Genomic DNA, 25,243 nt, shown 5'->3' with positions numbered 1-25,243 from the left:
GAGCCTTATATACTTATGTATGTGTAGTTTCTTAAATGGTTGGTACGGTTGGTACGGTTGGTACAAGCTTTAAAAATCAATTAATTAAGTGTACCGACCTAATAGTTAAAGGTCGTTACAGGTCGTTACAGGTGGCTCATAGACACGAGTTACCTTTCCCTCGACGCGTCTTTGTACCGATTTATACCCACAATTTTGCAAAACATTACCAATTCGCATTTGTTCGCGTCTTGAAATGTTTTTAGGGTCAAGGTTCAACGCTTCTCGCAAAACTTCGGCAGCACGTAAAAAACTACGAGTTCGCGGTTTTTCGCCTGTCATTAAATCAGGCTCATCTAACCAACGTTCAATAATTTCTAACCAAGCATCTTTAATGGTGTACTTCTCGTGAACCTGAGCGGCTAAATGTTCAGCAGCTTCATATTGGATACCGTCAGCTTTAAACATTTCGCGCGCTTCGGCCCACAGCTGAAGAACATCACGTGTAATGTCATCAACATTGACCTTAATCACTTCAACAGGCAGCCAACGACGGTTACCTGTACGGTCGGCTAAGAACTCGTCCTCGTTAGTAGTACCAATGATTAATGAACGGCGTGGGAACTGTGTGGCGAATTCTTTAAACTTAGGGATCCAGTTCTCATGTGTGCGGGTAACAAAAGCCTTGATAGATTCAAGATCCTTAGTGCTGAGTCCGCGTAGTTCGCCAATTTCAGCGACTAAGCGGCCGCGCATTTTACGGGCTAAATCATCGTCTTTTTCAGCGAACGAGATTTCCGTAAAGAAAGTCGGATCAGGGGATAATGCCGCCACCCCCGAAGATTTACCGCAACCTTGAGCACCAACTAAGATTGGTACCATGTCGGCTTTAATACCGGGTACCATTACACGACCTGCCATAGCCGTCCACATGTAGAGAGAAACGGCGCGGGTATAAGGTGTGTCCTCAGCACCGAAATGTGTATGATAGAACTGCTCAACACGTTTAATGCCATCCCACTCGAGGTTAGTAAGCCACTCGATAGCAGAGTCGAATTGGTTTTCTTCAGCGGCAAGTAAAACAACATCGCGGATCAGCTCACGGCCTACGGGTTTGAAGTCACGCTTTTCCATGGCAATACGTAAACGTGAATAATCCGCGTCACTAAATTGTTGCCACTCGTTGGTACCGGTTGGTGCAAACATGATTTCATCGCGAAAGGTATCAAAGCGAATTTCGATATCGATAAAATCAGGTCGCATAACCGCTTTAGCCACATTATCAATAGTCGCTTCTATCTGGCCATACTTATCACGCTTAAATGAAGGTAGTGGCATCGGCTCATTAGCGACTCGGATATCATCAAAATCGTCTGCAGTTGCAACCGCTGTTTTTAAACGTTCCGTGCCAGGGTTAACCCATCCTTCTTTTTGGGCTAGGGTGAATATCGCTTGATAACCGGTACGGTCGGCGCAGAGTTGGGACCACTTGTTTATTGCGGCTTCTTCATCACCCTTTTCTGCTTTCGCGGACCATTCAACCCACAGTGATTTGGCTTTATCTTCATAATCAGTATTTTTGAACCATGCCAAGCGGTTACCCATATCAACCCAAGTTGGGTAATTTTCGGCAAGGCGTAATACCTGCGGATGCCAAAGCGCAGAGCGAATATCATCAAAGGTATGACTGTTGATATTGTCTAGATCGACCAAGCGCGACAGGTCATCATCCGATACCACATCGAAATCGGAGATATCTGCAGCGTTACTGTGCAATACAAGTTCCGATGCTAGAACTGTACAAACATTAATCACCGCACCATCGAACTCTAAGAATTGAGCGCCTTCGTGTGGGGCGAATACCATATGTGATGGTTCATAGACAGAGCGATCCCATTTAATAGGTTCATCATCAAGTAGCTCGTAACAGTCCATGATTTCTTGTTCAACGCGTGGGCCTAATTCCGCATACATTTGAGCCGTCACGCTACTATCTAGCATAATGCCGATACGCCAGCGTTGCACATTATTGGCAGTTGGGTGTTCATGGCTAGCTGTCGTATAACAGAAACAACGATACATACTCAAAACACCTTTTAACGTGTTCCAAGCATCTAAAGAACAACCATCCATATCTAACCAAAGAACATGACGATTACCAGCATTAGCCGCACTACGCCCTTTGGTCTTATTGATCAGCGCACCCCAAATATAATTGAGACGTGCCTTTTTCTCTCGCATTACCTCTGTTGAGTCACTCGGAGAAACATTAATCGTTTTTTTAAGCGCTTTGATAGCCAATTTATATTCATCAAAGCTAGACGCTTGCGCTAATTGAGGACGGTTATCTCTAGCGGAGCGCCCTACTGAATAAGTGATCCGCATAGGTTAAGCCTTTTGAGTATTGATAACCGCGATATATAACTTCTCAATAGCTCTTGCGTTAGAGTTTCTAGGGTCCTTATGTTTACCAGATAAAATACGAGACAAAATACTTTGGCGTACACCTGTAAGGTTTTGTATTTGTGTTTGGGTATAACCAAAGCCAGTAATAGTCTCTAACATTTCTTGTGGGCTTTTATCATGCATGGGTATTCTCCTATATAATGCCCATACTCTATACGGTTTCGTATAGACAAATCAATACAACATTGCATTACTTTATATCGTAAAATATCCGTTAACGTATAATTATGACTTTATAAAATTACATAGGTCGTAAGAAAATGAACGATATCAACGAATTATTAATTAAAAACATAAAGCATCTGATGGATACAAAAGGTATTTCAAATCATACTGAGTTAGCTAGACGCTTAAAAATGCATCAACCTACTATGCATAGACTGCTGAGTGGAGAGGTAAAAGATCCTAAAATAAGCGTTGTCAAAAATATTGCCGACTTTTTCCACGTACCTTTAACAGACTTAACGGATGCTGACTTAACCAAAAAAGAAAACGGGGTTCCCCAAAGCGCTATAAGTGTTAACTACACATCAATCCCTGTCGTAGGTAGAGCACAATTAGGAGAAGGTGGATGTTGGTCAGATCTTCAATACCCTATAGGGATGGGAGAAGGTTACATACACTGGCCTACTAGTGACCCTGACGCTTATGCACTTCTATGTGTTGGGGATTCAATGATCCCTCGTATAAAAGAAGGAGAGTTTGTTATCATTGAACCAAATCACACCTATAGACCAGGGGATGAAGTCCTACTAGTTACTTCAACCGAAGAAACAATGGTAAAAACTTACTTATACGAAAGAGATGGTTATATTCATTTATCATCTATCAATGATGCACACCCACCGATTAAAGTAGAACAAATCAAAGTTGATAAAATTCACTATGTCGCAGGTATTGCAAAACCATCCTTATGGTACGAAAAGTGTGATTAACTCTACAAATTAATTCATTTTGTTATAGCCACTTATACCAAAGTGGCTTTTTTTATTCTTTAAATTTATACGAAATGGTATTGACCATGATAATTCAAACCTGTATAACAATACGAAAACGCATAGATGTAATTTTTTGCTCTTTAACAATCTAGAAAGTCGGAACAGTACAAAGCCATCTGTTTAGACCCCTACGCAAAAATGCGACGTATTAACAGGCACGATCTGTTTGTTAAGAAGGTTACTTCCGCACGAGAGTGAGAACGGCAAGGAATGGGCAACACTGGCATTTAGGGTTTGTACAAACGCAGAAAAACTAATTATAGGCCATTCAATGAGTGGCCTATGGTGAGTAATAGATTTGCTTTAAAGATCTTTATTCAGAAATTTATACTCAGAGGAGCAAGTATGGCAAATAAGGATAGCAATTCCCCCCATTCCACCGAGAGTTTTATACTGAAGTATCGACTTCATATGCGCGCCATAGCATTTAGTACAAAGATAGTGAGGTTTTTGATTCGATTTGCTATCTATCTTGAGTTTGTAAACAACAGTAGCAGGCATTGGGTAATAAAGTTCATAGTTAGATTTTTCCTCTTCCCAGTCAGCACGTTGATTTATAATGTCTTCAAGCTCAATGATGCGATTTTTAGCCACTATAAGAAGATCTTGTAATTCCATTTGCTGGTTTTTAGCTTCGTACATTTTATCAAGCAACTCATAAGTTTTTTCTTTAGTTGCATAATCCACATGCATTTCTTGAATTTCTTTAACCGTACCAAATGCTGATTTTAAAAAACTTCCCGAACCAGAAATCATGTCGGTAATTTTACCAACTATCCCTTTTTCTTCGGACATAAATAATTCAATCCTTTTATTACGTTGCGGTGGATGAATTATACACAAACTTCTTACGTTGCGGAATGTAGGAACCTCAGCCGCCTGATGAGGTAAAGATAGTTCAGGCATCAGTTAATTTTAGTGATTGGTGAATGCTAAGACTGATTAGCTAAGCATGAGGGTGATCGGGTTCCTAGGCCGAGTGTACCGATTGTTAGCGTGTAGCTCAAAGGTAGAGCGAGGCCATAAAGCTAGGGTTGCGGGTTCGAATCCCGTCACGTAAGTAGGAGATCAGCACCTACCGCCAATCACTAAAATTAATTACCTTTAATTAAGGACAGAAACCATGACTGTACGATTAACTAATGCAATTAAAGATAGTATTAAAAATAATGCGCTGGCTAAAGCTGGTGTTTTTAAACAAAAAGAAGAGTTGAAAAAAGAATTTAACCAATTCGCGTTAGATGTTCGAATGGAAGCTTTAGGCGGTGAAGATAAAGCAAAAAAAATGGAGTTAATATTAGAAGTAGCTATATCTAATTTAAAAATGCTTGAGGAAGAAGTGAATTCTTATATAGGCGTGTACAATGCGGAAAGTAATTCACTTCGTCCTGCCTTTGGGGGGCAGCGAGTACGCTTGCGATATGGCAAAGATAATAATGGTGAGGATATCTATTTATTAACTCCTGATGATAATAAGTGTTTATTCCCTGCTGACCACGAATTAAGTAAACGCTTTGAAAAACTCACTCAAAAAGAAAATAAGCTTAAAGAGAAAGAAACCGAAATAAACACAACCGTGCAGGTTGCTTTAAATTCAGTAACTACAATTAAACGACTCATTGAAATATGGCCGGAATCGAAAGAACTTATCCCAACTGATATTAGTAAATCAACTTCTACGTTACCCGCACTTCAAGTTGAAGACTTAAATAAATTAATCGGTTTACCAACTGATAAAAAATAAACCTTTATTATCCATCGGAAATAATTCAATGAAAAAAGCCCAAATTTTGCCATCGGATAAATTTCCGATGAATAACAACGTTCGCCGTTTACGTTATCAACAAAAACGTGAAGCCCTTAAACAAAACCCTAATACCACCTTCCCTATCACCTTGTATCTTTGAGGTATCAAAATGAGTCTCGAACTAGCAATTAAAGAAAACACCGAAGTCATACGCCAATTAATTGCCACGATACAATCAGGCGCAGTTGTGCAAACACCAACTTCAACGTTAAAACCAAATGAAAAACCTCAGCCTACTAAAGCTGAAGCTAAAGCAGCTACCGATAAAAAAGAGGTTGCTAAGTCTGAAGCAAAAGTCACTGATGAACCGGTTGATCTCAGTACACTTAATTTAGGTCACATTGTTGCGCATGCCGTTATGTTCAAAGGTAGCTTCAATGAAATAACATCTTCTCAACTCAAAAAAATCAATAATGCTTTGGCTGAAATTGGCGACAAACGTAACGGTCAAATTGATGCGCTATACGTCACGCTTTCCAATCTAAAAGAAGTAGCAGCTTTACCAAGTGAAACTATCCACGACCTTTGTTTAGAAATGCTCGAAAACTGGGACCAAATCACCGGTATCACTGAACGCAGTGAATTCGCACTATCACTACTTAGCGAAGGTAAAACGACTAGCAAAGAGCCAGAGCCAGAGCCAGAGCCAGAGCCAGAGCCAGAGCCAGAGCCAGAGCCAGAAAATACGGATCCCAAAATGCTATTTGAACAAGCGGAAAAACTTATTCTGCAATTAGCAAAAGGTGGCTACCGTAATGAAGCCGTTGAAATTCTCACTAAATTCAATGCCAAGAAATTAGGGCAAGTGCCAGAAGATAAACTCTCAGAAGTGATCGAGCTAGCTAAAAAAGTATTGGAGGGATAAATGCCTGATATCCATGCACGGCTCTCCCCATCATCGGCGCACCGCTGGATGGTGTGCAGTGGGAGTTTAGCCTTAGAATCAACGGTTCCTGATAAAGGCTCACCTTTTGCAGTAGAAGGTACGGCCGCCCATGCTTTGGGTGAATGTGTTTTACGCAACCGACAAGAAGGCTCAGGTAATTTAGGACAGAACACCTCTGATTACTTAGGGACTTATCCGTTAAACCAAGCGGATACACCTCAAGTTAACGAAGAAATGGTCGAAGCCGTAGGACAATATGTCGAAACTGTTTGGTCATTAGCCGAGGGCAAAGAGCTGTTAATTGAGCAGAAAGTTGATTTCTCGGATGTCATTGGTGTTGAAAACTCATTCGGTACCGCCGATGCCATTATTTTAGATCCTGATGAACTACAAATTCACGATTTGAAATACGGCAAAGGCGTTAAAGTTGACGCTGAAAACAATGAGCAATTACAGCTTTATGCCTTAGGTGCTTTAGACCAATTCAGTATGCTTTACGACTTCAAAACCGTTCGTTTATTCATCCACCAGCCACGCTTAAATCACGTTTCAGAGTGGGCGCTAACAGTTGATGAGCTAATTGCTTTTGGTGAGAGAGCAAAAGAAGCAGCTACCGAAGCGGTTGTTACTTGCTCAATAGCTGAATGTGAAGGCGTAAATACACTGCCACCAACAAGCTTCAATCCGGGTGAAAAACAGTGTCGCTTCTGTAAAGCCAAAGGCGGTTTATGTGCAGCCGAAGCACAACACGCTCTTGAACTGGTGAAAGGTGACTTTGTTGATTTAACCGCACCACTGGAAGGGCAGCTTAGCGAAGCACCGCAACGTATCACTGTACTTAAACCATCTCAGTTAGCTGAGATTTACAAAGGCCTCGATTTTGTAGAGAACTTCTGCAAGACCTTACGTATTCGTGTCTCTGACGAACTCAACTCTGGGCACACCATACCAGGATTAAAACTGGTCACAGGTAAATTAGGTAACCGCACTTGGGGCAATGAAACCGAAGCTGAAGCCACATTAAAAGCCTTCAGACTTAAGCGTGAAGAAATGTACAACATGAAGTTGATTAGCCCTACGCAAGCCGAAAAGCTAATCAAGAAAGACAACCCTCGTCGCTGGACAAAACTAGAATCGCTCATTACCCGAGCCGAAGGTAAACCCGTTGTTGCATTTGAATCAGATCCACGCCCCGCTCTTGTCATCAACCCAGAAAACGATTTCGACGATGTAAGCGACGATTCACTCGCCGCTGACCTCATTTAATTAAAGGTACCCAATATGAAAGTTAAATTATCCAACGTCCGCTTGGCATTCCCTGACCTATTCGAAGCAACCCAAGTTAACGGGCAAGGCGATTACAAATTCCGCGCTACGTTTCTCATCCCAAAAAATCGCACAGATTTAATCGAAGCGATTGAAAGTGCGATTAAACAAGTGGCTACAGCAAAATGGGGAGCCAAAGCCGATGCGGTTCTCAAATCCATTCGCGGTAATTCAATGCGCTTTAACTTCCGCGATGGTGACGAGAAGATTGAGTACGACGGTTATGCAGATCATATGTACATCGGTGCAAGCAACAAAGCGCGACCGCTTGTTATTGACCGTGACCGCACTCCGTTAACTGCACAAGATGGACGCCCCTACTCAGGCTGCTACGTCAATGCAACTATCACTATTTTTGCCTACGACAACCAAGGCAAAGGTATTTCAGCTTCACTTGGTGGTGTTCAGTTCTTCCGTGATGGTGACGCCTTCGCAGGTGGCGGTGTCGCGAGTGAAGATGACTTCGACGACTTAAGTGTCGCCGAAGAGGAAGAATCTCTAATCTAGTTCTCTTGTTATATTAGACGGGAAGGAATATTCGTATTTCTTCCCGTAAATAGAACTATAAATTAAAGTAATTTCAAAGTTATAAATATTGTCACCCATGGCCTTTTCCATATATTTAGTAAAAGGAACACAATTGAATCTATAATTTTCGGTATTATTACAAGTAATAAAAGGTTCCATTGTATTTATAACAATAGGTGTTCCTTTTATCGGCATTCCATACCGTAAATAACTATCACCATCATCAATTATAGATTTTAATACTTTTGTTGGATGTCTCCCGAAAGAAGTCAAATTTGTTTCCATCCCACTAGAATCTGTAACCTTTAATTCATTTACATAAGCAACCCCTAACCCCCCATTAAAAAAATAAAACCCTAGTTGCTTATTTACTTCGGGATCAATCGTAGGGACGATGGTGACATAAGGCTGGACCTCTTTTTCGTAATTTATATTTTGAGAATTATATTGTTGATAGCTTATAAAAAGAGAGAAAAAAGCAATTAATAATGAAGCAATAGAAATAATCAAACGTCCATCTATCTTTTTTAAAATCATAACAAACCTTAATTTATACAATATGAAAAATACACTCTGGCTCGACCTCGAAACATTCAGTGAAAAGCCAATTAAATACGGCACGCATTCTTATGCGGAAACTGTTGAAATTATGCTTTTTGCTTGGGCGTTAAACAACAATTTAGTTCAAGTGTGGGATGTTACAGATAAATCCCCTATACCTACTGAATTAAAGCAAGCGTTATCAGACCCTAACACTATTATTTATGCGCATAACAGCCATTTTGACCGCACCATGCTCAACCATAGCGGTATCAAAATAGATGTTAGTCGTTGGCGTGATACGATGGTACAAGCACTAGCACACGGTCTACCCGGTGCTTTAGGCGCATTATGTGAAGTACTTGGCGTTCCTTTGGATAAAGCCAAAGATAAAGAGGGTAAGGCCCTAATACAGTTATTTTGTAAGCCTCGACCTAAAAACTCAGCATTACGTCGTGCCACAAGTAAAACCCATCCCGAAGAATGGAAGCGTTTTGTTGCTTACGCGGGGCTAGATATCGAAGCCATGCGTGAAGTGCATAAGCGTTTACCAAGTTGGAATTACTGCGACAATGAGTTAGAACACTGGCATCGTGACCAACGAATTAACGATCGCGGTGTGTATATGGATATTCAACTCGCCACCGCAGCCATTGAAGCAGTTGAAATTGAGCAAAAGCGCTTAGCCAAACTTACCCAAGATTTGACAGATAATGAAGTGCAAGCAGCAACACAGCGTGATGCGCTGTTACAACATATCTCTGCCGCTTTTGGGGTCGACTTGCCTGATATGCAAAAAAGCACATTAGAACGCCGTATCAATGATCCGGATATTCCTTTGCCGTTACGTGAGCTATTAGCCATACGATTACAGTCCAGTACCACCAGCACCAGTAAGTACAAAGCGCTGATGAATGGTGTAAGCTCCGATGGTCGTTTACGCGGAACATTGCAATTTTGCGGTGCTTCTCGCACTGGTCGTTGGGCAGGTCGCTTGTTTCAACCTCAAAATTTACCAAGGCCAACACTCGACCAAAATACCATTGATAAGGGTATTGAAGCATTAAAGGCAGGATGTGCAGATCTCATTTACGATGACATTATGCAACTGACCAGTTCGACTTTGCGTGGTTGCATTATGGCGCCAGAGGGTAAAAAGCTCGTTGTCTCTGACCTTTCGAATATCGAGGGACGTATGCTCGCTTGGCTAGCAGGTGAAGCGTGGAAGATTACAGCGTTCAGTGAATTCGATAAAGGCATCGGCGCTGACCTCTATAAATTAGCCTATGCTCGAGCATTCAATATTTCTCCTGAGGATGTTGATAAACATATGCGCCAAATCGGTAAAGTGATGGAACTAGGCTTAGGATACGGCGGCGGAGTTGCAGCATTTTTAACATTCGCCCTCACATATAGTCTAGATTTAGATGAACTTGCCGAAGCCGCATTACCTAACATTCCACCAAAAGTAAAACACGATGCGCTTAGCTGGTATCAAAAATCCGTTGAAACCAAGAAAACCTACGGGCTAAGTGAAACAGTATTTATCACCTGCGATTCACTTAAGCGCATGTGGCGAAATGCTCATCCCGAAACGGTCTCTTTCTGGTATGAGTTAGAAGATACCGTACGTCATGCAATTTCGTCTCCGGGGATCACCTTTCCTTGCCGTAAGCTTAAAGTTAGACGTGATAAAGCATGGTTACGTATTGTTTTACCTTCGGGTCGTGCAGTTTGCTACCCATCCCCGCGTAATGATAACGGTCAAATCAGTTATATGGGCGTTAACCCGTATAGCCGCAAATGGCAGCGTTTGAAAACCTACGGTGGGAAATTGGTGGAGAACGTAACCCAAGCAGCAGCGCGTGATGTTCTCGCGGGTAACATGCCAACAATTGAAGATCACGGCTATGACATCGTGCTCACAGTACATGATGAAGTATTGACTGAGGCTCCCGATAACCCCGCATTCAATCATGAACACTTATCTGAGTTACTTGCTACTAACCCCGAATGGGCTTTAGATCTCCCGCTTAGCGCCGGAGGTTTTGAGGCTTATCACTATAGGAAGGATTAAAGGATGATAACTGTTAATTCTTATTTAAACGGAGATACCGCAATAATCCAGCACTGCGGCATCTAAATTAGTTAATCAACAGGATACGCATCATCATAGCAATCATCACAAACGGGATGATCTTGAACATATGAAGTCGCTAAGTTATCGCAAAACTCGCATTGAGTACCTTTAGGAGGAGTTGTTTCATCACAACGAGGACAATAATCTATTTCTGAATCATCATATACGTATTCACAAACTTTACATTCTACTTTAGCCATGTTGCTAGTCTCCAAAAAGCCACAGTTTAATTATTAAAACTGCCATAAATACTAGTAATTAAAAATGATCATGATCTAGTTTGATTGCAATCATAGGTAAAAATATATGACATTCATAAACAACGATAGCCCGTTGTATTTCCGCGCGGCTCGGGATGCTATTCGTCTTGAGCAAACCGGAAAATACTTCGAGGCTGCTACGGCTTGGTTGCAAGCACATCGATTCGCACGAGCAAGAAACAATCAAATTTGGAGTGAACACCGCTCCGATTTTTGTATGAAACAACTTAAACGTGAAATGTACAAAGGCACTAGTAATGAGCAAAATACGTGAAGATGTAATCGAAAGGCACTTGGTCTATAAAGTGAAAAAAGTAGGCGGTATCGCTTATAAATTTACTTCCCCAGGTCGTCGAGGCGTACCAGATAGGATCGTACTTTTGCCTCATGGCAAAATCATTTTCGTTGAGTGTAAAGCACCCGGTGAGAAGCCCCGCCCCGATCAGTTACGGGAACACGCGAGGCTTTTTGCATTAGGGTTTCACGTTGTCGTTTTGGATAGTAAGGATTTAACTGGAGTTTTATAAATTAAATAATAAGATAGTTAATATATTAATTGATTTAGGATGCACAGATATTATGGTCAAAGAAAAAACACCATCAGCCTTACCTATATGTGGCGTAATTATGCCTATTGCTCCTACTGATGGATACCCAACTTCTCACTGGGAAGACGTACGAGCAATAATATATGAAGCTGCAAAAGCGGCTAATTTCGAGCCGAACCTTGTCAGTTTTGACGATGACATAGGCGTTATACAAAAAAGAATAGTTCAAAATATTTATGACAATCCTATTGTTATTTGTGATATTAGTAGTAGAAATGCAAATGTAATGTTTGAACTAGGCATGAGACTTGCTTTTGATAAACCAACAATCATTATTAAAGACAATAAAACATCCTATAGTTTTGATATATCACCTATTGAACATTTAGAATACCCATCTGATTTACGTTACCAAAGTATTAATTCATTTCAAGAAAAACTTAAACAAAAAATAATTGATACATACCAAAAATCTCAAAACGACCCTAATTTTACTACGTTTTTAAAACATTTTGGCACTTTCAAGGTTGCACAGTTAGATGAAAAAGAAGTTTCTAGTACTGAATTCCTCGCATCTGAAATTAAAGATCTAAGAAATTTAATCCTGAATAATATAAAAAGCAATTCCCGTTTCAACCATCTTTTACCGTCTAGAAATGGTGTTCAAATACAGCACGAAGGGTATGAGTATTCCTTCATCAAACCTAATGAACATGTCACGCTAGATAAAATATGTAATTTTTTAAATACACAAGGTTATAGTATTTCACTTGCTGCACAAGGTGATGAAGATAACGAAATCTTTTTAATTTCCCAAAATCATTTGGGGGTTCTAGAAAGAACTAAACTACAACATCTTCTTGATAAAACCTTCAAAAATAAAAATTAGATAACCGCACAGTACTTATTAAAGAGCAATCTTACATAAAGTAAGAATGCTCTTTTTTTTGTCCAACAATTAATACCAACTAACTGGCGTAACATGAATTTCTCTAAAAACTTCACCCCTCGCCCCTATCAAGATCTCATACTTAGCCACGAAATTGATATTAAACGCTCGAATGTTTGGGCAGGTATGGGCATGGGCAAAACAGTAGCAACATTGACATCCCTAGAATATTTGTTTATGGCTGGAAGTGAAACACAGCCAGCCTTAGTTCTTGCTCCTTTACGAGTCGCAAGTTCAACATGGCCAGACGAAGCGGTTAAATGGAATCACTTACGCAATATTGATGTGCAACCGATTATTGGTACTGCCAAAGAACGTATGGCAGCTATCAAAAATACCAATGCCAGTGTATTTACCATTAATTACGATAACCTTGTTTGGCTAGTTGAAATATTCGGTGAGCATTGGCCTTTTGGAACTATCATTGCCGATGAAAGTACAAGGCTAAAGTCATTTAGACTTCGTAAAGGTGGCAAACGTGCCGCAGCACTAGCAAAAGTAGCTCACAAACATGTACATCGATGGGTAAATTTGACTGGAACACCTTCCCCTAACGGGTTGATTGATTTGTGGGGGCAAGCGTGGTTTGTCGATCAGGGTCAGCGATTAGGTAGAACCTATAGCGCTTTTACTTCGCGTTGGTTCAACAACATTCAATTCCCTGGTCAACAGTGGTCTAAGTTAGAGCCTTGGCCTTTTGCTCAAGAGCAAATGCAAGATGCTTTACGGGATGTCACGATATCTCTAGATGCCGCTGATTGGTTCGATATTGAAGAGCCTATCCACAATATTATTAAACTTGAGCTCCCCACTAAAGCCCGAAAGCAGTATCAAGAAATGGAAAAAGAAATGTTTCTTGAGCTAGAACACGAAGGCGTTGAAGCCCTAAACGCGGCGGCTAAGACAGTAAAATGTTTACAAATCGCCAGTGGCGCTATCTATACCGATGATAGTAAAAATTGGGTAGAGCTGCATGATACCAAAATTCAGGCGTTGGAAAGTATCATTAGCGAATCTGGCGGTATGCCGATACTCGTTGCTTACCACTGGAAGCACGACCTTGAGCGTTTATTAAAAGCCTTTCCTAAAGGTAGAAACTTAGATGCGGATCCTCAAACATTACGTGATTGGAACGCAGGCAAAATACCGATTCTGTTTGCACACCCTGCTAGTGCGGGTCATGGCTTAAATTTGCAGGATGGCGGTAATATTCTGGTCTTTTTCTCGCATTGGTGGGATTTAGAACAATACCAACAAATCATCGAACGTATCGGCCCTACTCGACAAATTCAAGCCGGTTATAACCGACCAGTATTTATTCACCATCTTATCGCCGCAGGCACAATGGACGAAGTTGTTATGGAACGCCGTAATTCTAAGCGAGAAATACAAGACCTTCTGTTAGAAGCAATGAAGAGGAAGTAATACCGTGAAAAAAGATGAGCTAATTAAAGCTACACGGCAAATTAAATATGAATCACGCGATGCTATGAACAGTATGGATGATGATTATATTTCATTCCCTGCGGAGCTGATTTATAGAATATGTGATGAACTGCTCAAGTACCAACAACTTAGCCCCTACGCTTGGGAATATCGGAACGCTCGAGGCTTAAACTTTACTAAAGACAAAAAGCAAATCGAGCTCGTTAAAGAATATTGCCCCGATGCAAATATCATTGAACTCTTTAAATTGGATACTCAAAAATAGGATACTAACATGATTGAAACTAAAGAACGTGACGACGATTTACTCACAATGAAAGAAGTCGAAAAATTAGTGACTCTAAAAAAATCGACTATTTACGAAATGATCAAACGGAAAGAATTCCCCTCGCAACATAAAATCGGTGTGCGTGCAGCACGCTGGTTACGAAGGGAAATTAATGAATGGAAACAACAACGAACTGCATCTTAAATTAAACAAAGCTTATCAATATAATCTGCATACCACTGCAGCATTTCTCTCCGCCCTTCTAAATATTGGGCATGGTTATATGTTCCTCGAATAACATTCTTGTCAACGTGAGCTAATTGTAATTCTATCCAATCAGCGGGAAACCCTTGGTCGTTTAGAATGGTGCTCATTGTATGGCGAAAACCATGCCCAACAATTCGACCTTCCCAACCTATCCTTTTTATCATCGCATTAATTGTGTTTTCGCTCATCACCTTCATAGGATCTGAACGATTAGGAAACATATATTTAAAGCGACCGGATAATCGACTTAACTCTTTCAATAAAACAATTACTTGGTCAGACAGAGGAACAAGGTGATCTTTCCTTTTCTTCATTTTATCTCTAGGAATTGCCCATAGCCGGGCATCAAAATCTATTTCCGTCCATTCGCCAAATCTTAGCTCTGCCGTTCTTAGCCCAGTAAGCATTAATATTCGGGTTGCGAGTACCGTAGTTGGGTCGCCACTATAATCAGATACTGCCGATAAAAAATCAGGTAGCTCATTAGCTGTCAGAAAAGGAAAACGAGTAGATACATGCCCTTTCATTGCGCTTTTCAATTCGGCGACTGGGTTATACTTCGCTCTACCCGTTGCAATTGCATACTTAAATACTTCACTTGTCCAACGCCTAACTTTGCTTGCTTTTTCAGTGGCGCCACGTTGCTCTATAGCGGATAACGCTTTTAATGCATAGATAGGTTCAATGCTATCAACAGGCAAATCACCGATAACCGGATAAATATCCATTTTAAATGCTTCGAGAATATCGGATGCATACCCTGCTGACCAACGTGATTTTTTAAATTCATGCCATTCAATCGATAACTTTCGAAATGTATTCTCTACATCAGAAACAGCTTTAACTTGCCGAGCCTTAACGGGATCAACACCGTCTAAGACTTTACGTCTTGCTTCGTCACGTTTTTGTCTTGCTTCTGCTAAAGTAATTTCAGGGTATACACCAATCGCATACATTTTCTCCCTGCCAGCAAATTGATAGCGGTAACGCCAATATTTTGCGCCATTGGTTCGAACTAGTAAAAAAAGCCCTGCACCATCAGAAAGCTTATAATCTTTTATCTCAGGTTTCGCAGTTTCTACTTGGCGTGCGGATAATTTCATAATAGGTACCCAGTTTCCTAACTCAGATACCCATCTTTGTACCCATTTATGCGGAGGATTGCAACGGATCGGACCGGAATTAACTGGATAAAAACACAGTTAAATTTGATTAAAATAAGAAAAAACCCGTTATCTTTCATATTTCTATGGAAAATAACGGGTTCTTATTTGGTGCCGGCTACCGGAGTCGAACTGGTGACCTACTGATTACAAGTCAGTTGCTCTACCAACTGAGCTAAGCCGGCTAATTTGGCGGAGAGATAGAGATTCGAACTCTAGGATGGTTACCCATCGGCGGTTTTCAAGACCGCTGCCTTCGACCGCTCGGCCATCTCTCCATGGGGCGCGATTATGGAGGAATCCCGAGGGCTTGTCTACCCCTGATAGTAAAATAATTGCATTTTTTTGTTCGTTTGACTAATCTTCACTCAATTGTTCTCTATTCCCCTCAAAAAATGCTAATATCTGTGCAAAATCGGTGTCTACAATGAGTCTAGGCGTATGATTTTTAATCTGATTAATCTAATTTGCCAGTGTGGCAGCGTGGGACTGTATGTACAAACAATCATTATTAAAACCGAATATTCTTTCTCGCATTTTTATTGCCTTTATTGTGCTACTCGTCACAATGCTTTCGCTGTCTCTCTATAATTATTACCACGCTTGGATGCTAGCCCATCAAACTGCGATAAATACCCTTGCCAATCGACTTGCTTACCAAATTGAAGATTATCGCTATCAAGCTACTCATATTTATAAGCTAGCCAATGATAAAGCCACGCCAGATTCGATGAGCGATATTTCAGTCACCGAAATGCGCCATGATGTTTATTGGTTAAGTAGCGCCAATCAAACAATTGATTCCGTTGTCTTTGGTCTCAACAAACCCAGTAGTAAAGTGTTGGCAACTAAATTAGCCAATTACATGGAGATCGTGTGGGGTGCACGAAATGAATTTAACTCTATGTACTATCTGAACGGTCAAGATAATACTTTAATACTGGTGACTACCCATTCCATCTTAAAGCCTGAGCTACGCTATAAAGAAAGCTATTTGACGCTGACCGCAGAGGATAAGCGTTCTGATATGATAGCCCAGTCGACCTTATTGGATCGCCGAGAAGTGCTCTCCAATATGCAGAAAAATGCACAAGATAATGTCTACTTCTATACTTACCGCTTAGTTTTTAACTCCCCTGGTCGTCTAAGCAGCGTCATCTCTTTTGATATCTCCATTAATTCAATTCTTCCATTTACCTTGAAGGGAGATGATATTTCCATTTCACAAAGATCAAACAATCAAGATATGAGTCAGTCTGGCAGTGAGTTGACGGGGACTAACCTCATGCTATCGCAACCTATCGAGGGCACAAGTTATCAGATTAACTATAACCTCTCATTAAAAAGTATTATTTTCGGCGTGATCAGTTACAACTTTTGGCTAATCACCTGCATGTTTGCAGTCAGTATTCTGGCGTTGCTCACCACCATGTTTATTCGCAAACGGATTATTTCACCCAATGCATCCATGCTTGATGAGCTCCAATTCAAGGATGCACTGAATAATGACATTCTCAATCACATCGCTTATGGCATCCTAGTCTTCGATTTCAATAGTAATAAAAAACTATTGAGTAACAGCATTTCTAACCAGTTATTGCCATCGATGGATCTTATTCATATCAAAGAGATGGCAACCGATCATAATGATGTCATTCAGGTCTCCATCGAGAATAATGTCTATGAAATCATTTTGGTAAATAGTCAAATTAAAGAAAATACGGTCTTGTTTATCATCATTGATAAAGATAAAGAAGTTCTTACCCAAAAACGTCAAGAAATGGCTACTCGCGAATACCAGCGAAATATTCAGCTTAGAAAAGTGGTCTTCAAAAATATTTGCCAAGAAATTCTGCCCGCTATTGATAAAGTAAACGCTGAGTTTAGCCAATTGGCGATGACGCTCAATGAGCGTAATAGCCCATTACTCACTGAAATCCAGAATCACCTATTTTATATCAATAATTGGTTTAAAAATATTGCGTTAATTAGCCAATTAGAAACTCAACAAATTGATTTTAAGACAGAAAAATTTGCAATTAGTCAAGTAATTAGCCAATTCCTTAAATACAATTTATCTCATTTAAATTGCAAAGGACTCTCATTTTATTTCTATAATAATATCAATCCTGATTCATTAATCGAAAATAACCCTGCTTATTTCCAGACTTTATTCCAATTAATTTGGGAATATTCAATAGAAACTACAGCCTTTGGTAAAATTATCATTTCTATTGACTACATTGAAGACAAAAATGAAATATCCATTGATATAAAAGATACAGGAATTGGATTAACGAATATTGAATTAAGTAACTTACAAAACCCATTTATGGGAAAAACTCAAGATTCAAATAAATTTAAGCGTTCTGGCATGACATTTTATCTCTGCAAGTTATTGACTAATAAAATGAAAGGCTCATTTACGATTAAATCTAGTGACGCTATTGGTTGCCACTATCAAATCCGGCTTCCGGCACTCATTCAGCAGCATGAATACCCTGCATTGCTTGAGGATGTTTTTATTCGTTTAAATATTCAGAATATTGATGCTCGTCGAATTGTTAAACAAACTTTATCCCATTATGGTGCTGAATTTCTTGATATAGATGAAAGTTCACCGCATAACCATTGGGATCTTTTGATCGCTGACAATGATGATGTTCCATTTAGTAATATTATTAAAATTAACGGTAATATATCTTCACTAAATTGTATTAAGTCAAATTACATTGAAGTTAACTACAATTTTGCAGATGAACTTATTGATGCTATCTCATTATTGATAGAACAAGCCGATAATGTAGAAGATAATAACGAATCAAGCCAACACTCATCGCAAAATCTCCGCGAAAATAGTCAAAAATCAAATGAATCTACCGATAACATTCTTTCTGAGTATCATTTAATTCTGGCAAATAGCGATTATAAAGATTTGTTTATCTCAACAGTACCGATAGATATTAATAAACTGTATAATAGTGAAAGTGTTGCGAATTTAGCCGAATTAAAAGACACTGCACATCGTTTAAAAGGAGTTTTTGCTATGCTTGAATTCCATTATCTTCATAAACTTTGTGAAGATTTGGAGCATTTCATAGCAGATGAAAACGGATTTGAAATAAAAAATTGCATTAGAGAACTGGATGTCTCAGTGAAAAGACTAATGCCAGAAGGTAACCAATAATATGAATAACCTAAATGTCATTGTTGCCGATGATCATCCTATTGTTCTTTTCGGTATAAGAAAGTCTCTTGAACAGATTGAATGGGTAAACATCGTCGGTGAATTTGAAGATTCTACTTCTTTAATTAATAACTTAGCACGCCTTAATGCAGACGTTCTGGTTACTGATTTGTCTATGCCTGGCGATAAATACGGTGATGGTATTACGTTAATCAAATACATTAAACGTCACTACCCTGATTTATCGATTATTGTCCTAACCATGAACAATAATCCTGCGATCTTAAGTGCTATTCTTGAGCTTGATATTGAAGGTATCGTGCTAAAACAAGGCGCACCAGCAGACTTACCAAAAGCACTCGCCGCTTTACAAAAAGGGAAAAAATTCACCCCTGAAAGCGTCAGTAAATTGCTTGAGAAAGTTAATGCCAGTGGCTATGGTGACAAACGTTTATCACCAAAAGAAAGTGAAGTTCTTCGCTTATTTGCTGAAGGCTTCTTAGTCACTGAGATTGCTAAAAAACTGAATCGCAGCATCAAAACCATCAGTAGCCAGAAAAAATCAGCAATGTTAAAACTGGGTGTTGAAAATGATATTGCCTTACTGAACTATCTTTCATCAGTCAGTATTGATAATACCCCGACAGAATAATCCTTATTCTGACACCAAAATAAAAGCCCGTTATAGGGCTTTTATTTTTTCTATTCAATGTGTTATTGATTCGCTCGGCTTCACGTATTTTACCAACGATTCACGCAATATGCTGATAGACGTTGGCTTCGATAAGCAATCATTCATGCCAGCATCCAGACAGCGCTGTTTCTCTTCTGCCATCGCATTGGCAGTTAATGCCACAATTGGCTGTCTAAAGCCTTGTTCACGTAATGCTCTCGCTAATTGATAGCCATCCATATTTGGCATATTCACGTCTGAAAGCACAATATCGGCATGACAATGTTCAAGGTGTTTTAGTGCATCTAATCCATCTACAGCCGTGCTTGTCATGAATCCTATGCTTGCTAATTGTTCTGTCAGGAGCATACGGTTAATCGGATGGTCATCAACAATTAAGACTTTAAATTCATTCAGATCTGCATCCGCCCCTTCAAGCTCATTATTTTCTAAGCTTTCTTTTGTCTCTTGAGTCAATTTAACGATAAATTTATCAATCAGCATCGGCAACTTATCGAGCTGATAAGTGTTATACAGCCATTCGTTAGATTGCGTTTCAAATAACTCACCTGAATATAAACTACTGAGTCGAAGTAGATTTTTACCCTGTGCGACAAGGTATTCTGAATTATCCGTAATCATCAAATCATACGTTTCATTCTCACTCGCCTTTACCACATTAAAATCATGGTGTTCCAGCAACCTTGTGATGAAATCAAGCAAAAATGAATTCAATCCGGTCACAGCAATACGATAACTTTTGCGATATTCAGGGATATTGGACTCAATATATTGCTGACCATAAAGTGGAATACGGATCGTAAATCGACTTCCTAATCCCGCTTGAGAATCCACGGCAATATCACCATCCATTAAGTTAATGAGTTTTTCGCAAATAGCTAATCCAAGTCCTGTCCCTTTATGCCCATTATTTTGATCGTAAACTTGGAAGAATGGGTCAAAGAGTTGCATCACCACCGCCGGTGTCATACCTATTCCTGAATCTTTGACCTCTATTTTTAGGTAGTTTTCATCTTTCCACACATGCAGCATGACAAACCCAGAATCGGTGAATTTAATACTGTTATTCACAATATTAGAGATAACTTGTTGTAAACGTACCGGATCGCTGAGCATTAAATCAGGAATATTAGGCTCAATATACGAATAGAGTGAGACTTGTTTTTTCGTTGCCAACGGCACATAGTTAGCAAGTACATAAGCAAACACGTTACGACAATTGAATAATTTATTTTCTATTTTCAGTTGTTTAGATTCAATTTTGGAAAAATCTAAAATATCACTAATGATTTGCAGCAGTAGCGACGAAGAGTTATCCATTGTCGAGACTAATCGAACCGCTTTATCCGATAATTCATAGCGTTGTAGCAACTCAATATTACCGATGATTCCATACAGCGGAGTTCTTAATTCATGGCTAACGGTCGCCAAGAACATGGATTTGGCTTGGTTCGCTTGTTCTGCAGCATCCGCGACGTCCTGTAATGATTTCTCCATCTGAACGCGGATGCTGATATCAATCAGTACACAAATCGCTACATCTTCATTTTGATAACGTGAATTCACGAAACTAATCTGTAAATGGGTACCATTCGTCGCCACAACATCAATGTAGTTGCTGGATTTCTGGCGAATAATTGTCAAAATGCGCTGCTTATCATCATCATTGAGCAAACGAAAATAGTTATGAGCAAGCTCATTACTCAGAATATTTCCACCATCACTTAGTCTTAAGATAATGATCCCAACAGGTGCTGATGCCACAATTTTGTGGTTAAATTGCTCATGCTCCTCCAAGCGAATCGCCGTATTTGCCGCTGGCTCTAACATACGCCGTTCTAATAACCAAATTAAAAAGAAAATCAACGCACCTGATAAAATATTGATCAACAGTGCATAAATGATTGAAGTTTTAAGATTATCGATTAAATACGACGTTGAAATAGAATAAATAACAGTAAGCTGTGAAGGTGCTAAACATTTCTTGAAAAAAAGTTTTGTGTAATCAGAGTTAAAACCAAAGTAGTTTATTTCCCCTGACGTCAGTAAGGGTGAGTTTTTAATGTTCACATCTGACGAGGTATAAAGGACTGGTTGATTTAAGTTGTTAATTAACGTGATTTCAACCGCTGCATTATTACGCAAATTGAATTGGTTTAAATTAATAGTACGCTCTATACCAATAAATCCAACAATTATGCCTTTCTCATAAATAGGGATCATCAAATAAAGTTGACCATTTGATGGCTGAGAATTGTGAGTGATGGTATATAAATTTCGCTCTTGACCCTGCTGCTTTAATTGCTTGTAGAGACGCGTGTTGTCATAAACGACTTTCTTTAACACGTCGATATCAGAAACCGCAGCACGAATAGAGTAATCCATCATGCAATAACTACCTGTACCAAAGACAAATACGTGATTTACCCCTTGAGGGATCGCAATACTGTCTTTCCAAAACATATTGAGTTGTTCAAAGGCAGAAAGATAGTTTCTCGTTCTTTGCTTAAAGACTTCACAGTCGGCTGTTGGGCTCAAGGGATATAAAGCATATGAGGCAGATGTCGGTAGCGTAATTTCTTCCTGTTGAATACCCATTTTTTGTTGATATTCTTGGTCTTTAAGTTTCTGTTGCCTCGTCATCGAGTGAATTAGACGCAACGTAGCATTGGACTGTTGAATGTAAACTTGCAGATTTTCATAACCGGAATGGAATTGTTGGCGTAGGTCCGATTTATGCTCATTGAATTGCGTATAGAGGAAAAATAGCGTGATGAAAAGCCCCATTCCCCATAGCATAATGCCTAGGACACGAAAAAGATCTCTAGATAATCTGAGGGATGTCTTAAACGAGGGTAAATATCTCAATCCGTTACCTACAAGTACATTATCACTAACCCTGAGTATACTCGATTAACTCAATGAAAAGCGACAACCAATAACTTCCATGCATATTGCCAGTGTAAACATATAAAAACGGGCGGATAATCCGCCCGTTTAATTTGTGTTTTATACTTACTCTTCAGTGTCTACGCTGGTATCAACATCACCGTCAACATCAATACCATCTTCATCGGTATTTTCATCGTCTTCAGTTTCAGCAACACGTTGCAAACCAACCACTTTTTCATCTTCAGCAGTTCGGATCAGAGTAACACCTTGGGTATTACGCCCTACCACACTCACTTCGGAAACACGAGTACGAACCAAAGTACCTGCATCCGTAATCATCATGATTTGGTCTGTGTCTTCCACTTGGATTGCTCCCACCACATGACCATTACGCTCGCTCACTTTAATGGAGATAACCCCTTGAGTTGCACGAGATTTCGTTGGGTATTCAGCCTCTTCTGTACGCTTACCGAAACCATTTTCAGTGACCGTCAGAATATGCCCTTCACCACGTGGGATAATTAAAGAAACAACTTTGTCGTTGTCCATTAATTTAATACCGCGAACACCTGTCGCTGTACGTCCCATCGCACGAACCGCATCCTCTGCGAAACGAACGACTTTACCTTGCGCAGAGAACAGCATGACTTCGTTACTGCCATTGGTTAAATCAACACCAATGAGTTCATCGCCTTCATTCAAGTTTACCGCGATAATACCCGCGCTTCTTGGACGACTGAAATCTTGCAGAGGCGTTTTCTTCACAGTACCGCTCGCGGTAGCCATAAAGACATAATAGCCTTCTTCGTACTCACGCACAGGCAATATAGCCGTAATGCGCTCATCTTGTTCCAATGGTAGTAAGTTAACAATTGGGCGTCCACGAGCACCACGGCTAGCTTCAGGCAATTGATACACTTTCATCCAATATAAGCGACCACGACTTGAGAAACACAAGATAGTATCGTGGGTATTGGCAACCAGCAGACGCTCAATAAAGTCTTCTTCTTTAATACGTGCTGCGGACTTACCTTTACCGCCACGACGCTGTGCTTCGTAGTCAGACAATGGCTGATACTTCACATAACCTTGGTGAGATAACGTCACAACCACATCTTCTTGGTTGATCAAATCTTCAATATTGATATCTGCGGTATTTTCTGTGATCTCAGTACGACGCGGGTCATTATAAGCATCACGAATTGCTTCTAACTCTTCACGAATGACTTCCATCAAACGCTCTGGGCTACGCAGAATAAACAGTAACTCTTCGATTTGTTTCAGAAGTTCGCGGTACTCTTCCAGCAGTTTTTCATGCTCAAGACCAGTTAATTTCTGTAAACGCAGATCCAAAATCGCTTGTGCTTGCTGTTCAGTCAGGAAATATTGACCTTCATGAACACCATATTGTGGCTCTAACCACTCAGGACGCGCAGCATCATCACCCGCACGTTCCAGCATTGCAGCAACATTACCCAGAGCCCAAGAACGGGCAATCAGCCCAGCTTTTGCTTCTGCTGGTGTTGGTGCTTTACGGATCAATTCGATAATTGGGTCGATATTCGCCAGTGCCACCGCCAACGCTTCAAGGATGTGCGCACGGTCACGGGCTTTACGCAGTTCGAAAATAGTACGACGTGTAACAACTTCACGACGATGGCGAACAAACGCGGCAATAATATCTTTCAGGTTCAAGATTTTTGGTTGACCCTGATGCAGTGCCACCATGTTGATACCGAAAGAAACTTGCAGTTGAGTTAGGGAATACAGGTTATTAAGAACCACTTCACCCACTGCATCGCGTTTCACTTCAATGACAATACGCATACCGTCTTTATCGGACTCGTCACGTAGTGCACTGATGCCTTCAACACGTTTTTCTTTGACTAATTCTGCAATCTTTTCAATCAAGCGCGCTTTGTTCACTTGATATGGAATTTCGTTGACAATAATGGTTTCGCGACCATTTTTCTCATCAACTTCGACCTCGGCACGTGCACGAATGTACACCTTACCGCGACCTGTACGATATGCATCGATGATACCACGACGACCGTTGATAATTGCAGCTGTCGGGAAATCAGGTCCCGGAATGTGCTCCATCAGGCCTTCAATGCTAATATCTTCATCTTCTATATAAGCTAAGCAACCGTTAATCACTTCCCCTAAGTTGTGAGGAGGAATATTGGTTGCCATCCCGACAGCAATACCGGAAGAACCATTCACCAATAGGTTAGGTATTTTGGTTGGCATCACTTCAGGGATTTGCTCTGTACCATCATAGTTAGGAACAAAGTCTACGGTTTCTTTTTCTAAATCAGCCAGCATTTCATGGGCAATTTTTGCCATACGGATTTCCGTATAACGCATTGCAGCGGCGGAGTCTCCGTCAACTGAACCAAAGTTCCCCTGACCATCTACCAGCATGTAACGCATAGAAAAAGGCTGCGCGAGACGGACGATTGTCTCATAAACGGCGCTATCCCCATGTGGATGGTATTTACCGATGACGTCCCCGACGATACGGGCAGACTTTTTATAGGGTTTATTCCAATCATTTCCCAGTACATTCATCGCAAATAAGACTCGGCGATGTACTGGCTTCAGCCCATCTCGAACATCTGGAAGTGCACGACCGACGATAACGGACATTGCATAATCCAAATAGGAACTTTTCAGTTCTTCTTCGATATTGACTGGGGTGATTTCTCTGGCAATCTCGCTCATGGAACCACTGTCCCTCATAACTTCAGATTCAAAGAGTAAACTATACCACAACTCCCTTATTTAATTAAGAGATAAGAGAAGTGAGTATTTGTCTTTCAAGCTATGTATAATAGCGGAAAAATGAGCTTATGTGTCCGAATCTTGTAGAATTTCAAGCAATAGTCTCTCAAGG

23 protein-coding genes and 3 tRNA genes are annotated in these 25,243 nt (G+C 40.2%); 16 read left to right on the top strand and 10 right to left on the bottom strand.

The annotated features are described in order from the left end of the window. Positions 1–105: 105 nt before the first annotated feature. On the bottom strand, positions 106–2,364 hold the full coding sequence (locus PROVALCAL_RS15835; protein WP_006660334.1) for a virulence-associated E family protein: 2,259 nt from the start codon (positions 2,362–2,364) through the stop codon (positions 106–108). A gap of 3 nt (positions 2,365–2,367) precedes the next feature. Beyond that, positions 2,368–2,568 (bottom strand): helix-turn-helix transcriptional regulator, encoded by a 201-nt coding sequence (locus tag PROVALCAL_RS15830; RefSeq protein WP_006660333.1) that lies wholly within the window; start codon positions 2,566–2,568, stop codon positions 2,368–2,370. 137 nt (positions 2,569–2,705) lie between these two features. On the opposite strand from PROVALCAL_RS15830, the gene PROVALCAL_RS15825 reads away from it, so the two are divergent. Then, a complete protein-coding gene (locus PROVALCAL_RS15825; protein ID WP_006660332.1) occupies positions 2,706–3,380 on the top strand; it encodes an XRE family transcriptional regulator in 675 nt (224 codons plus the stop codon). Positions 3,381–3,746: 366 nt separating this feature from the next. On the opposite strand, the gene PROVALCAL_RS15820 is transcribed toward PROVALCAL_RS15825, so the two are convergent. After that, complete coding sequence (locus tag PROVALCAL_RS15820; RefSeq protein WP_036982262.1) at positions 3,747–4,238, bottom strand: hypothetical protein; 492 nt, start codon at positions 4,236–4,238, stop codon at positions 3,747–3,749. Between the two features lie 197 nt (positions 4,239–4,435). Between PROVALCAL_RS15820 and PROVALCAL_RS15815 the strand changes: the two genes are divergently transcribed. The 6 genes from PROVALCAL_RS15815 to PROVALCAL_RS15795 all read left to right on the top strand — a co-directional run bounded on the left by PROVALCAL_RS15815 (position 4,436) and on the right by PROVALCAL_RS15795 (position 7,969). Beyond that, a tRNA-Tyr gene (locus PROVALCAL_RS15815) sits at positions 4,436–4,503 on the top strand. A 63-nt stretch (positions 4,504–4,566) separates the two neighbouring features. Continuing rightward, complete coding sequence (locus PROVALCAL_RS19800; protein WP_006660330.1) at positions 4,567–5,187, top strand: Nmad5 family putative nucleotide modification protein; 621 nt, start codon at positions 4,567–4,569, stop codon at positions 5,185–5,187. A 28-nt stretch (positions 5,188–5,215) separates the two neighbouring features. Continuing rightward, positions 5,216–5,350: a hypothetical protein gene (locus PROVALCAL_RS20180; RefSeq protein ID WP_006660329.1), complete on the top strand. Its 135-nt coding sequence runs from the start codon at positions 5,216–5,218 to the stop codon at positions 5,348–5,350. Positions 5,351–5,359: 9 nt separating this feature from the next. Further along, positions 5,360–6,115, top strand: coding sequence for a hypothetical protein (locus PROVALCAL_RS19795; protein WP_006660328.1), 756 nt, complete (start codon positions 5,360–5,362; stop codon positions 6,113–6,115). Beyond that, entirely contained in the window at positions 6,116–7,402 is a 1,287-nt protein-coding gene (locus tag PROVALCAL_RS15800) for a DUF2800 domain-containing protein (RefSeq protein WP_006660327.1), read from the top strand. 15 nt (positions 7,403–7,417) lie between these two features. Then, positions 7,418–7,969 (top strand): DUF2815 family protein, encoded by a 552-nt coding sequence (locus PROVALCAL_RS15795; protein ID WP_006660326.1) that lies wholly within the window; start codon positions 7,418–7,420, stop codon positions 7,967–7,969. Here the strand turns inward: PROVALCAL_RS15795 and PROVALCAL_RS15790 are convergent. Further along, entirely contained in the window at positions 7,961–8,527 is a 567-nt protein-coding gene (locus PROVALCAL_RS15790) for a hypothetical protein (protein WP_006660325.1), read from the bottom strand. The genes PROVALCAL_RS15795 and PROVALCAL_RS15790 overlap by 9 nt on opposite strands. Before the next feature lie 22 nt (positions 8,528–8,549). On the opposite strand from PROVALCAL_RS15790, the gene PROVALCAL_RS15785 reads away from it, so the two are divergent. Beyond that, positions 8,550–10,607, top strand: coding sequence for a DNA polymerase (locus PROVALCAL_RS15785; RefSeq protein WP_006660324.1), 2,058 nt, complete (start codon positions 8,550–8,552; stop codon positions 10,605–10,607). A 71-nt stretch (positions 10,608–10,678) separates the two neighbouring features. Here the strand turns inward: PROVALCAL_RS15785 and PROVALCAL_RS15780 are convergent, their stop codons facing one another. Beyond that, positions 10,679–10,870 (bottom strand): hypothetical protein, encoded by a 192-nt coding sequence (locus PROVALCAL_RS15780; RefSeq protein ID WP_006660323.1) that lies wholly within the window; start codon positions 10,868–10,870, stop codon positions 10,679–10,681. A 106-nt stretch (positions 10,871–10,976) separates the two neighbouring features. Between PROVALCAL_RS15780 and PROVALCAL_RS15775 the strand changes: the two genes are divergently transcribed. The 6 genes from PROVALCAL_RS15775 to PROVALCAL_RS15750 all read left to right on the top strand — a co-directional run bounded on the left by PROVALCAL_RS15775 (position 10,977) and on the right by PROVALCAL_RS15750 (position 14,345). Then, positions 10,977–11,204 (top strand): ANR family transcriptional regulator, encoded by a 228-nt coding sequence (locus PROVALCAL_RS15775; RefSeq protein WP_006660322.1) that lies wholly within the window; start codon positions 10,977–10,979, stop codon positions 11,202–11,204. Further along, a complete protein-coding gene (locus PROVALCAL_RS15770; protein ID WP_006660321.1) occupies positions 11,188–11,457 on the top strand; it encodes a PDDEXK family nuclease in 270 nt (89 codons plus the stop codon). The genes PROVALCAL_RS15775 and PROVALCAL_RS15770 overlap by 17 nt, the downstream gene beginning before the upstream one ends. Before the next feature lie 52 nt (positions 11,458–11,509). Continuing rightward, positions 11,510–12,367, top strand: a complete 858-nt coding sequence (locus tag PROVALCAL_RS15765; RefSeq protein ID WP_006660320.1) for a hypothetical protein — start codon at positions 11,510–11,512, stop codon at positions 12,365–12,367. Positions 12,368–12,460: 93 nt separating this feature from the next. Then, on the top strand, positions 12,461–13,852 hold the full coding sequence (locus PROVALCAL_RS15760) for a DEAD/DEAH box helicase (protein ID WP_006660319.1): 1,392 nt from the start codon (positions 12,461–12,463) through the stop codon (positions 13,850–13,852). Between the two features lie 4 nt (positions 13,853–13,856). Further along, positions 13,857–14,138, top strand: coding sequence for a hypothetical protein (locus tag PROVALCAL_RS15755; protein ID WP_006660318.1), 282 nt, complete (start codon positions 13,857–13,859; stop codon positions 14,136–14,138). 9 nt (positions 14,139–14,147) lie between these two features. Further along, on the top strand, positions 14,148–14,345 hold the full coding sequence (locus tag PROVALCAL_RS15750) for a helix-turn-helix transcriptional regulator (RefSeq protein WP_006660317.1): 198 nt from the start codon (positions 14,148–14,150) through the stop codon (positions 14,343–14,345). Here the strand turns inward: PROVALCAL_RS15750 and PROVALCAL_RS15745 are convergent. The 3 genes from PROVALCAL_RS15745 to PROVALCAL_RS15735 form a co-directional block, all read right to left on the bottom strand. Next, positions 14,342–15,511 carry a tyrosine-type recombinase/integrase gene (locus PROVALCAL_RS15745; protein ID WP_006660316.1) on the bottom strand — a complete coding sequence of 390 codons (1,170 nt, stop codon included), beginning with the start codon at positions 15,509–15,511 and terminating at the stop codon, positions 14,342–14,344. The two genes, PROVALCAL_RS15750 and PROVALCAL_RS15745, sit on opposite strands and share 4 nt — an antisense overlap. A gap of 169 nt (positions 15,512–15,680) precedes the next feature. Then, a tRNA-Thr gene (locus PROVALCAL_RS15740) sits at positions 15,681–15,756 on the bottom strand. 5 nt (positions 15,757–15,761) lie between these two features. Further along, positions 15,762–15,849, bottom strand: a tRNA-Ser gene (locus tag PROVALCAL_RS15735). Positions 15,850–16,064: 215 nt separating this feature from the next. On the opposite strand from PROVALCAL_RS15735, the gene rcsD reads away from it, so the two are divergent. Together rcsD and rcsB are read left to right on the top strand one after the other, a co-directional pair. Beyond that, entirely contained in the window at positions 16,065–18,758 is a 2,694-nt protein-coding gene (gene rcsD / locus PROVALCAL_RS15730; protein WP_006660315.1) for a phosphotransferase RcsD, read from the top strand. Position 18,759: 1 nt separating this feature from the next. Continuing rightward, entirely contained in the window at positions 18,760–19,410 is a 651-nt protein-coding gene (rcsB, locus tag PROVALCAL_RS15725; RefSeq protein WP_006660314.1) for a response regulator transcription factor RcsB, read from the top strand. A 54-nt stretch (positions 19,411–19,464) separates the two neighbouring features. Here rcsB and rcsC read toward each other — a convergent pair whose 3' ends face one another. Both rcsC and gyrA read right to left on the bottom strand, forming a co-directional pair. Continuing rightward, entirely contained in the window at positions 19,465–22,320 is a 2,856-nt protein-coding gene (gene rcsC, locus PROVALCAL_RS15720; protein WP_071586600.1) for a two-component system sensor histidine kinase RcsC, read from the bottom strand. Positions 22,321–22,467: 147 nt separating this feature from the next. Further along, a complete protein-coding gene (gene gyrA, locus PROVALCAL_RS15715) occupies positions 22,468–25,071 on the bottom strand; it encodes a DNA topoisomerase (ATP-hydrolyzing) subunit A (RefSeq protein ID WP_006660312.1) in 2,604 nt (867 codons plus the stop codon). Positions 25,072–25,243 lie beyond the last annotated feature (172 nt).

Source organism: Providencia alcalifaciens DSM 30120, assembly GCF_000173415.1.
Lineage (GTDB): Bacteria > Pseudomonadota > Gammaproteobacteria > Enterobacterales > Enterobacteriaceae > Providencia > Providencia alcalifaciens.
The sequence above is the reverse complement of the archived record's forward strand: the minus strand, read 5'-3'. Positions and strand labels throughout refer to the sequence as shown.

Coding starts and splice junctions, on each gene's coding strand:
- PROVALCAL_RS15835 (WP_006660334.1), bottom strand. CDS start 2,364: ATGCGGATCACTTATTCAGTAGGGCGCTCCGCTAGAGATAACCGTCCT.
- PROVALCAL_RS15830 (WP_006660333.1), bottom strand. CDS start 2,568: ATGCATGATAAAAGCCCACAAGAAATGTTAGAGACTATTACTGGCTTT.
- PROVALCAL_RS15825 (WP_006660332.1), top strand. CDS start 2,706: ATGAACGATATCAACGAATTATTAATTAAAAACATAAAGCATCTGATG.
- PROVALCAL_RS15820 (WP_036982262.1), bottom strand. CDS start 4,238: ATGTCCGAAGAAAAAGGGATAGTTGGTAAAATTACCGACATGATTTCT.
- PROVALCAL_RS19800 (WP_006660330.1), top strand. CDS start 4,567: ATGACTGTACGATTAACTAATGCAATTAAAGATAGTATTAAAAATAAT.
- PROVALCAL_RS20180 (WP_006660329.1), top strand. CDS start 5,216: ATGAAAAAAGCCCAAATTTTGCCATCGGATAAATTTCCGATGAATAAC.
- PROVALCAL_RS19795 (WP_006660328.1), top strand. CDS start 5,360: ATGAGTCTCGAACTAGCAATTAAAGAAAACACCGAAGTCATACGCCAA.
- PROVALCAL_RS15800 (WP_006660327.1), top strand. CDS start 6,116: ATGCCTGATATCCATGCACGGCTCTCCCCATCATCGGCGCACCGCTGG.
- PROVALCAL_RS15795 (WP_006660326.1), top strand. CDS start 7,418: ATGAAAGTTAAATTATCCAACGTCCGCTTGGCATTCCCTGACCTATTC.
- PROVALCAL_RS15790 (WP_006660325.1), bottom strand. CDS start 8,527: ATGATTTTAAAAAAGATAGATGGACGTTTGATTATTTCTATTGCTTCA.
- PROVALCAL_RS15785 (WP_006660324.1), top strand. CDS start 8,550: ATGAAAAATACACTCTGGCTCGACCTCGAAACATTCAGTGAAAAGCCA.
- PROVALCAL_RS15780 (WP_006660323.1), bottom strand. CDS start 10,870: ATGGCTAAAGTAGAATGTAAAGTTTGTGAATACGTATATGATGATTCA.
- PROVALCAL_RS15775 (WP_006660322.1), top strand. CDS start 10,977: ATGACATTCATAAACAACGATAGCCCGTTGTATTTCCGCGCGGCTCGG.
- PROVALCAL_RS15770 (WP_006660321.1), top strand. CDS start 11,188: ATGAGCAAAATACGTGAAGATGTAATCGAAAGGCACTTGGTCTATAAA.
- PROVALCAL_RS15765 (WP_006660320.1), top strand. CDS start 11,510: ATGGTCAAAGAAAAAACACCATCAGCCTTACCTATATGTGGCGTAATT.
- PROVALCAL_RS15760 (WP_006660319.1), top strand. CDS start 12,461: ATGAATTTCTCTAAAAACTTCACCCCTCGCCCCTATCAAGATCTCATA.
- PROVALCAL_RS15750 (WP_006660317.1), top strand. CDS start 14,148: ATGATTGAAACTAAAGAACGTGACGACGATTTACTCACAATGAAAGAA.
- PROVALCAL_RS15745 (WP_006660316.1), bottom strand. CDS start 15,511: ATGAAATTATCCGCACGCCAAGTAGAAACTGCGAAACCTGAGATAAAA.
- rcsD (WP_006660315.1), top strand. CDS start 16,065: ATGTACAAACAATCATTATTAAAACCGAATATTCTTTCTCGCATTTTT.
- rcsB (WP_006660314.1), top strand. CDS start 18,760: ATGAATAACCTAAATGTCATTGTTGCCGATGATCATCCTATTGTTCTT.
- gyrA (WP_006660312.1), bottom strand. CDS start 25,071: ATGAGCGAGATTGCCAGAGAAATCACCCCAGTCAATATCGAAGAAGAA.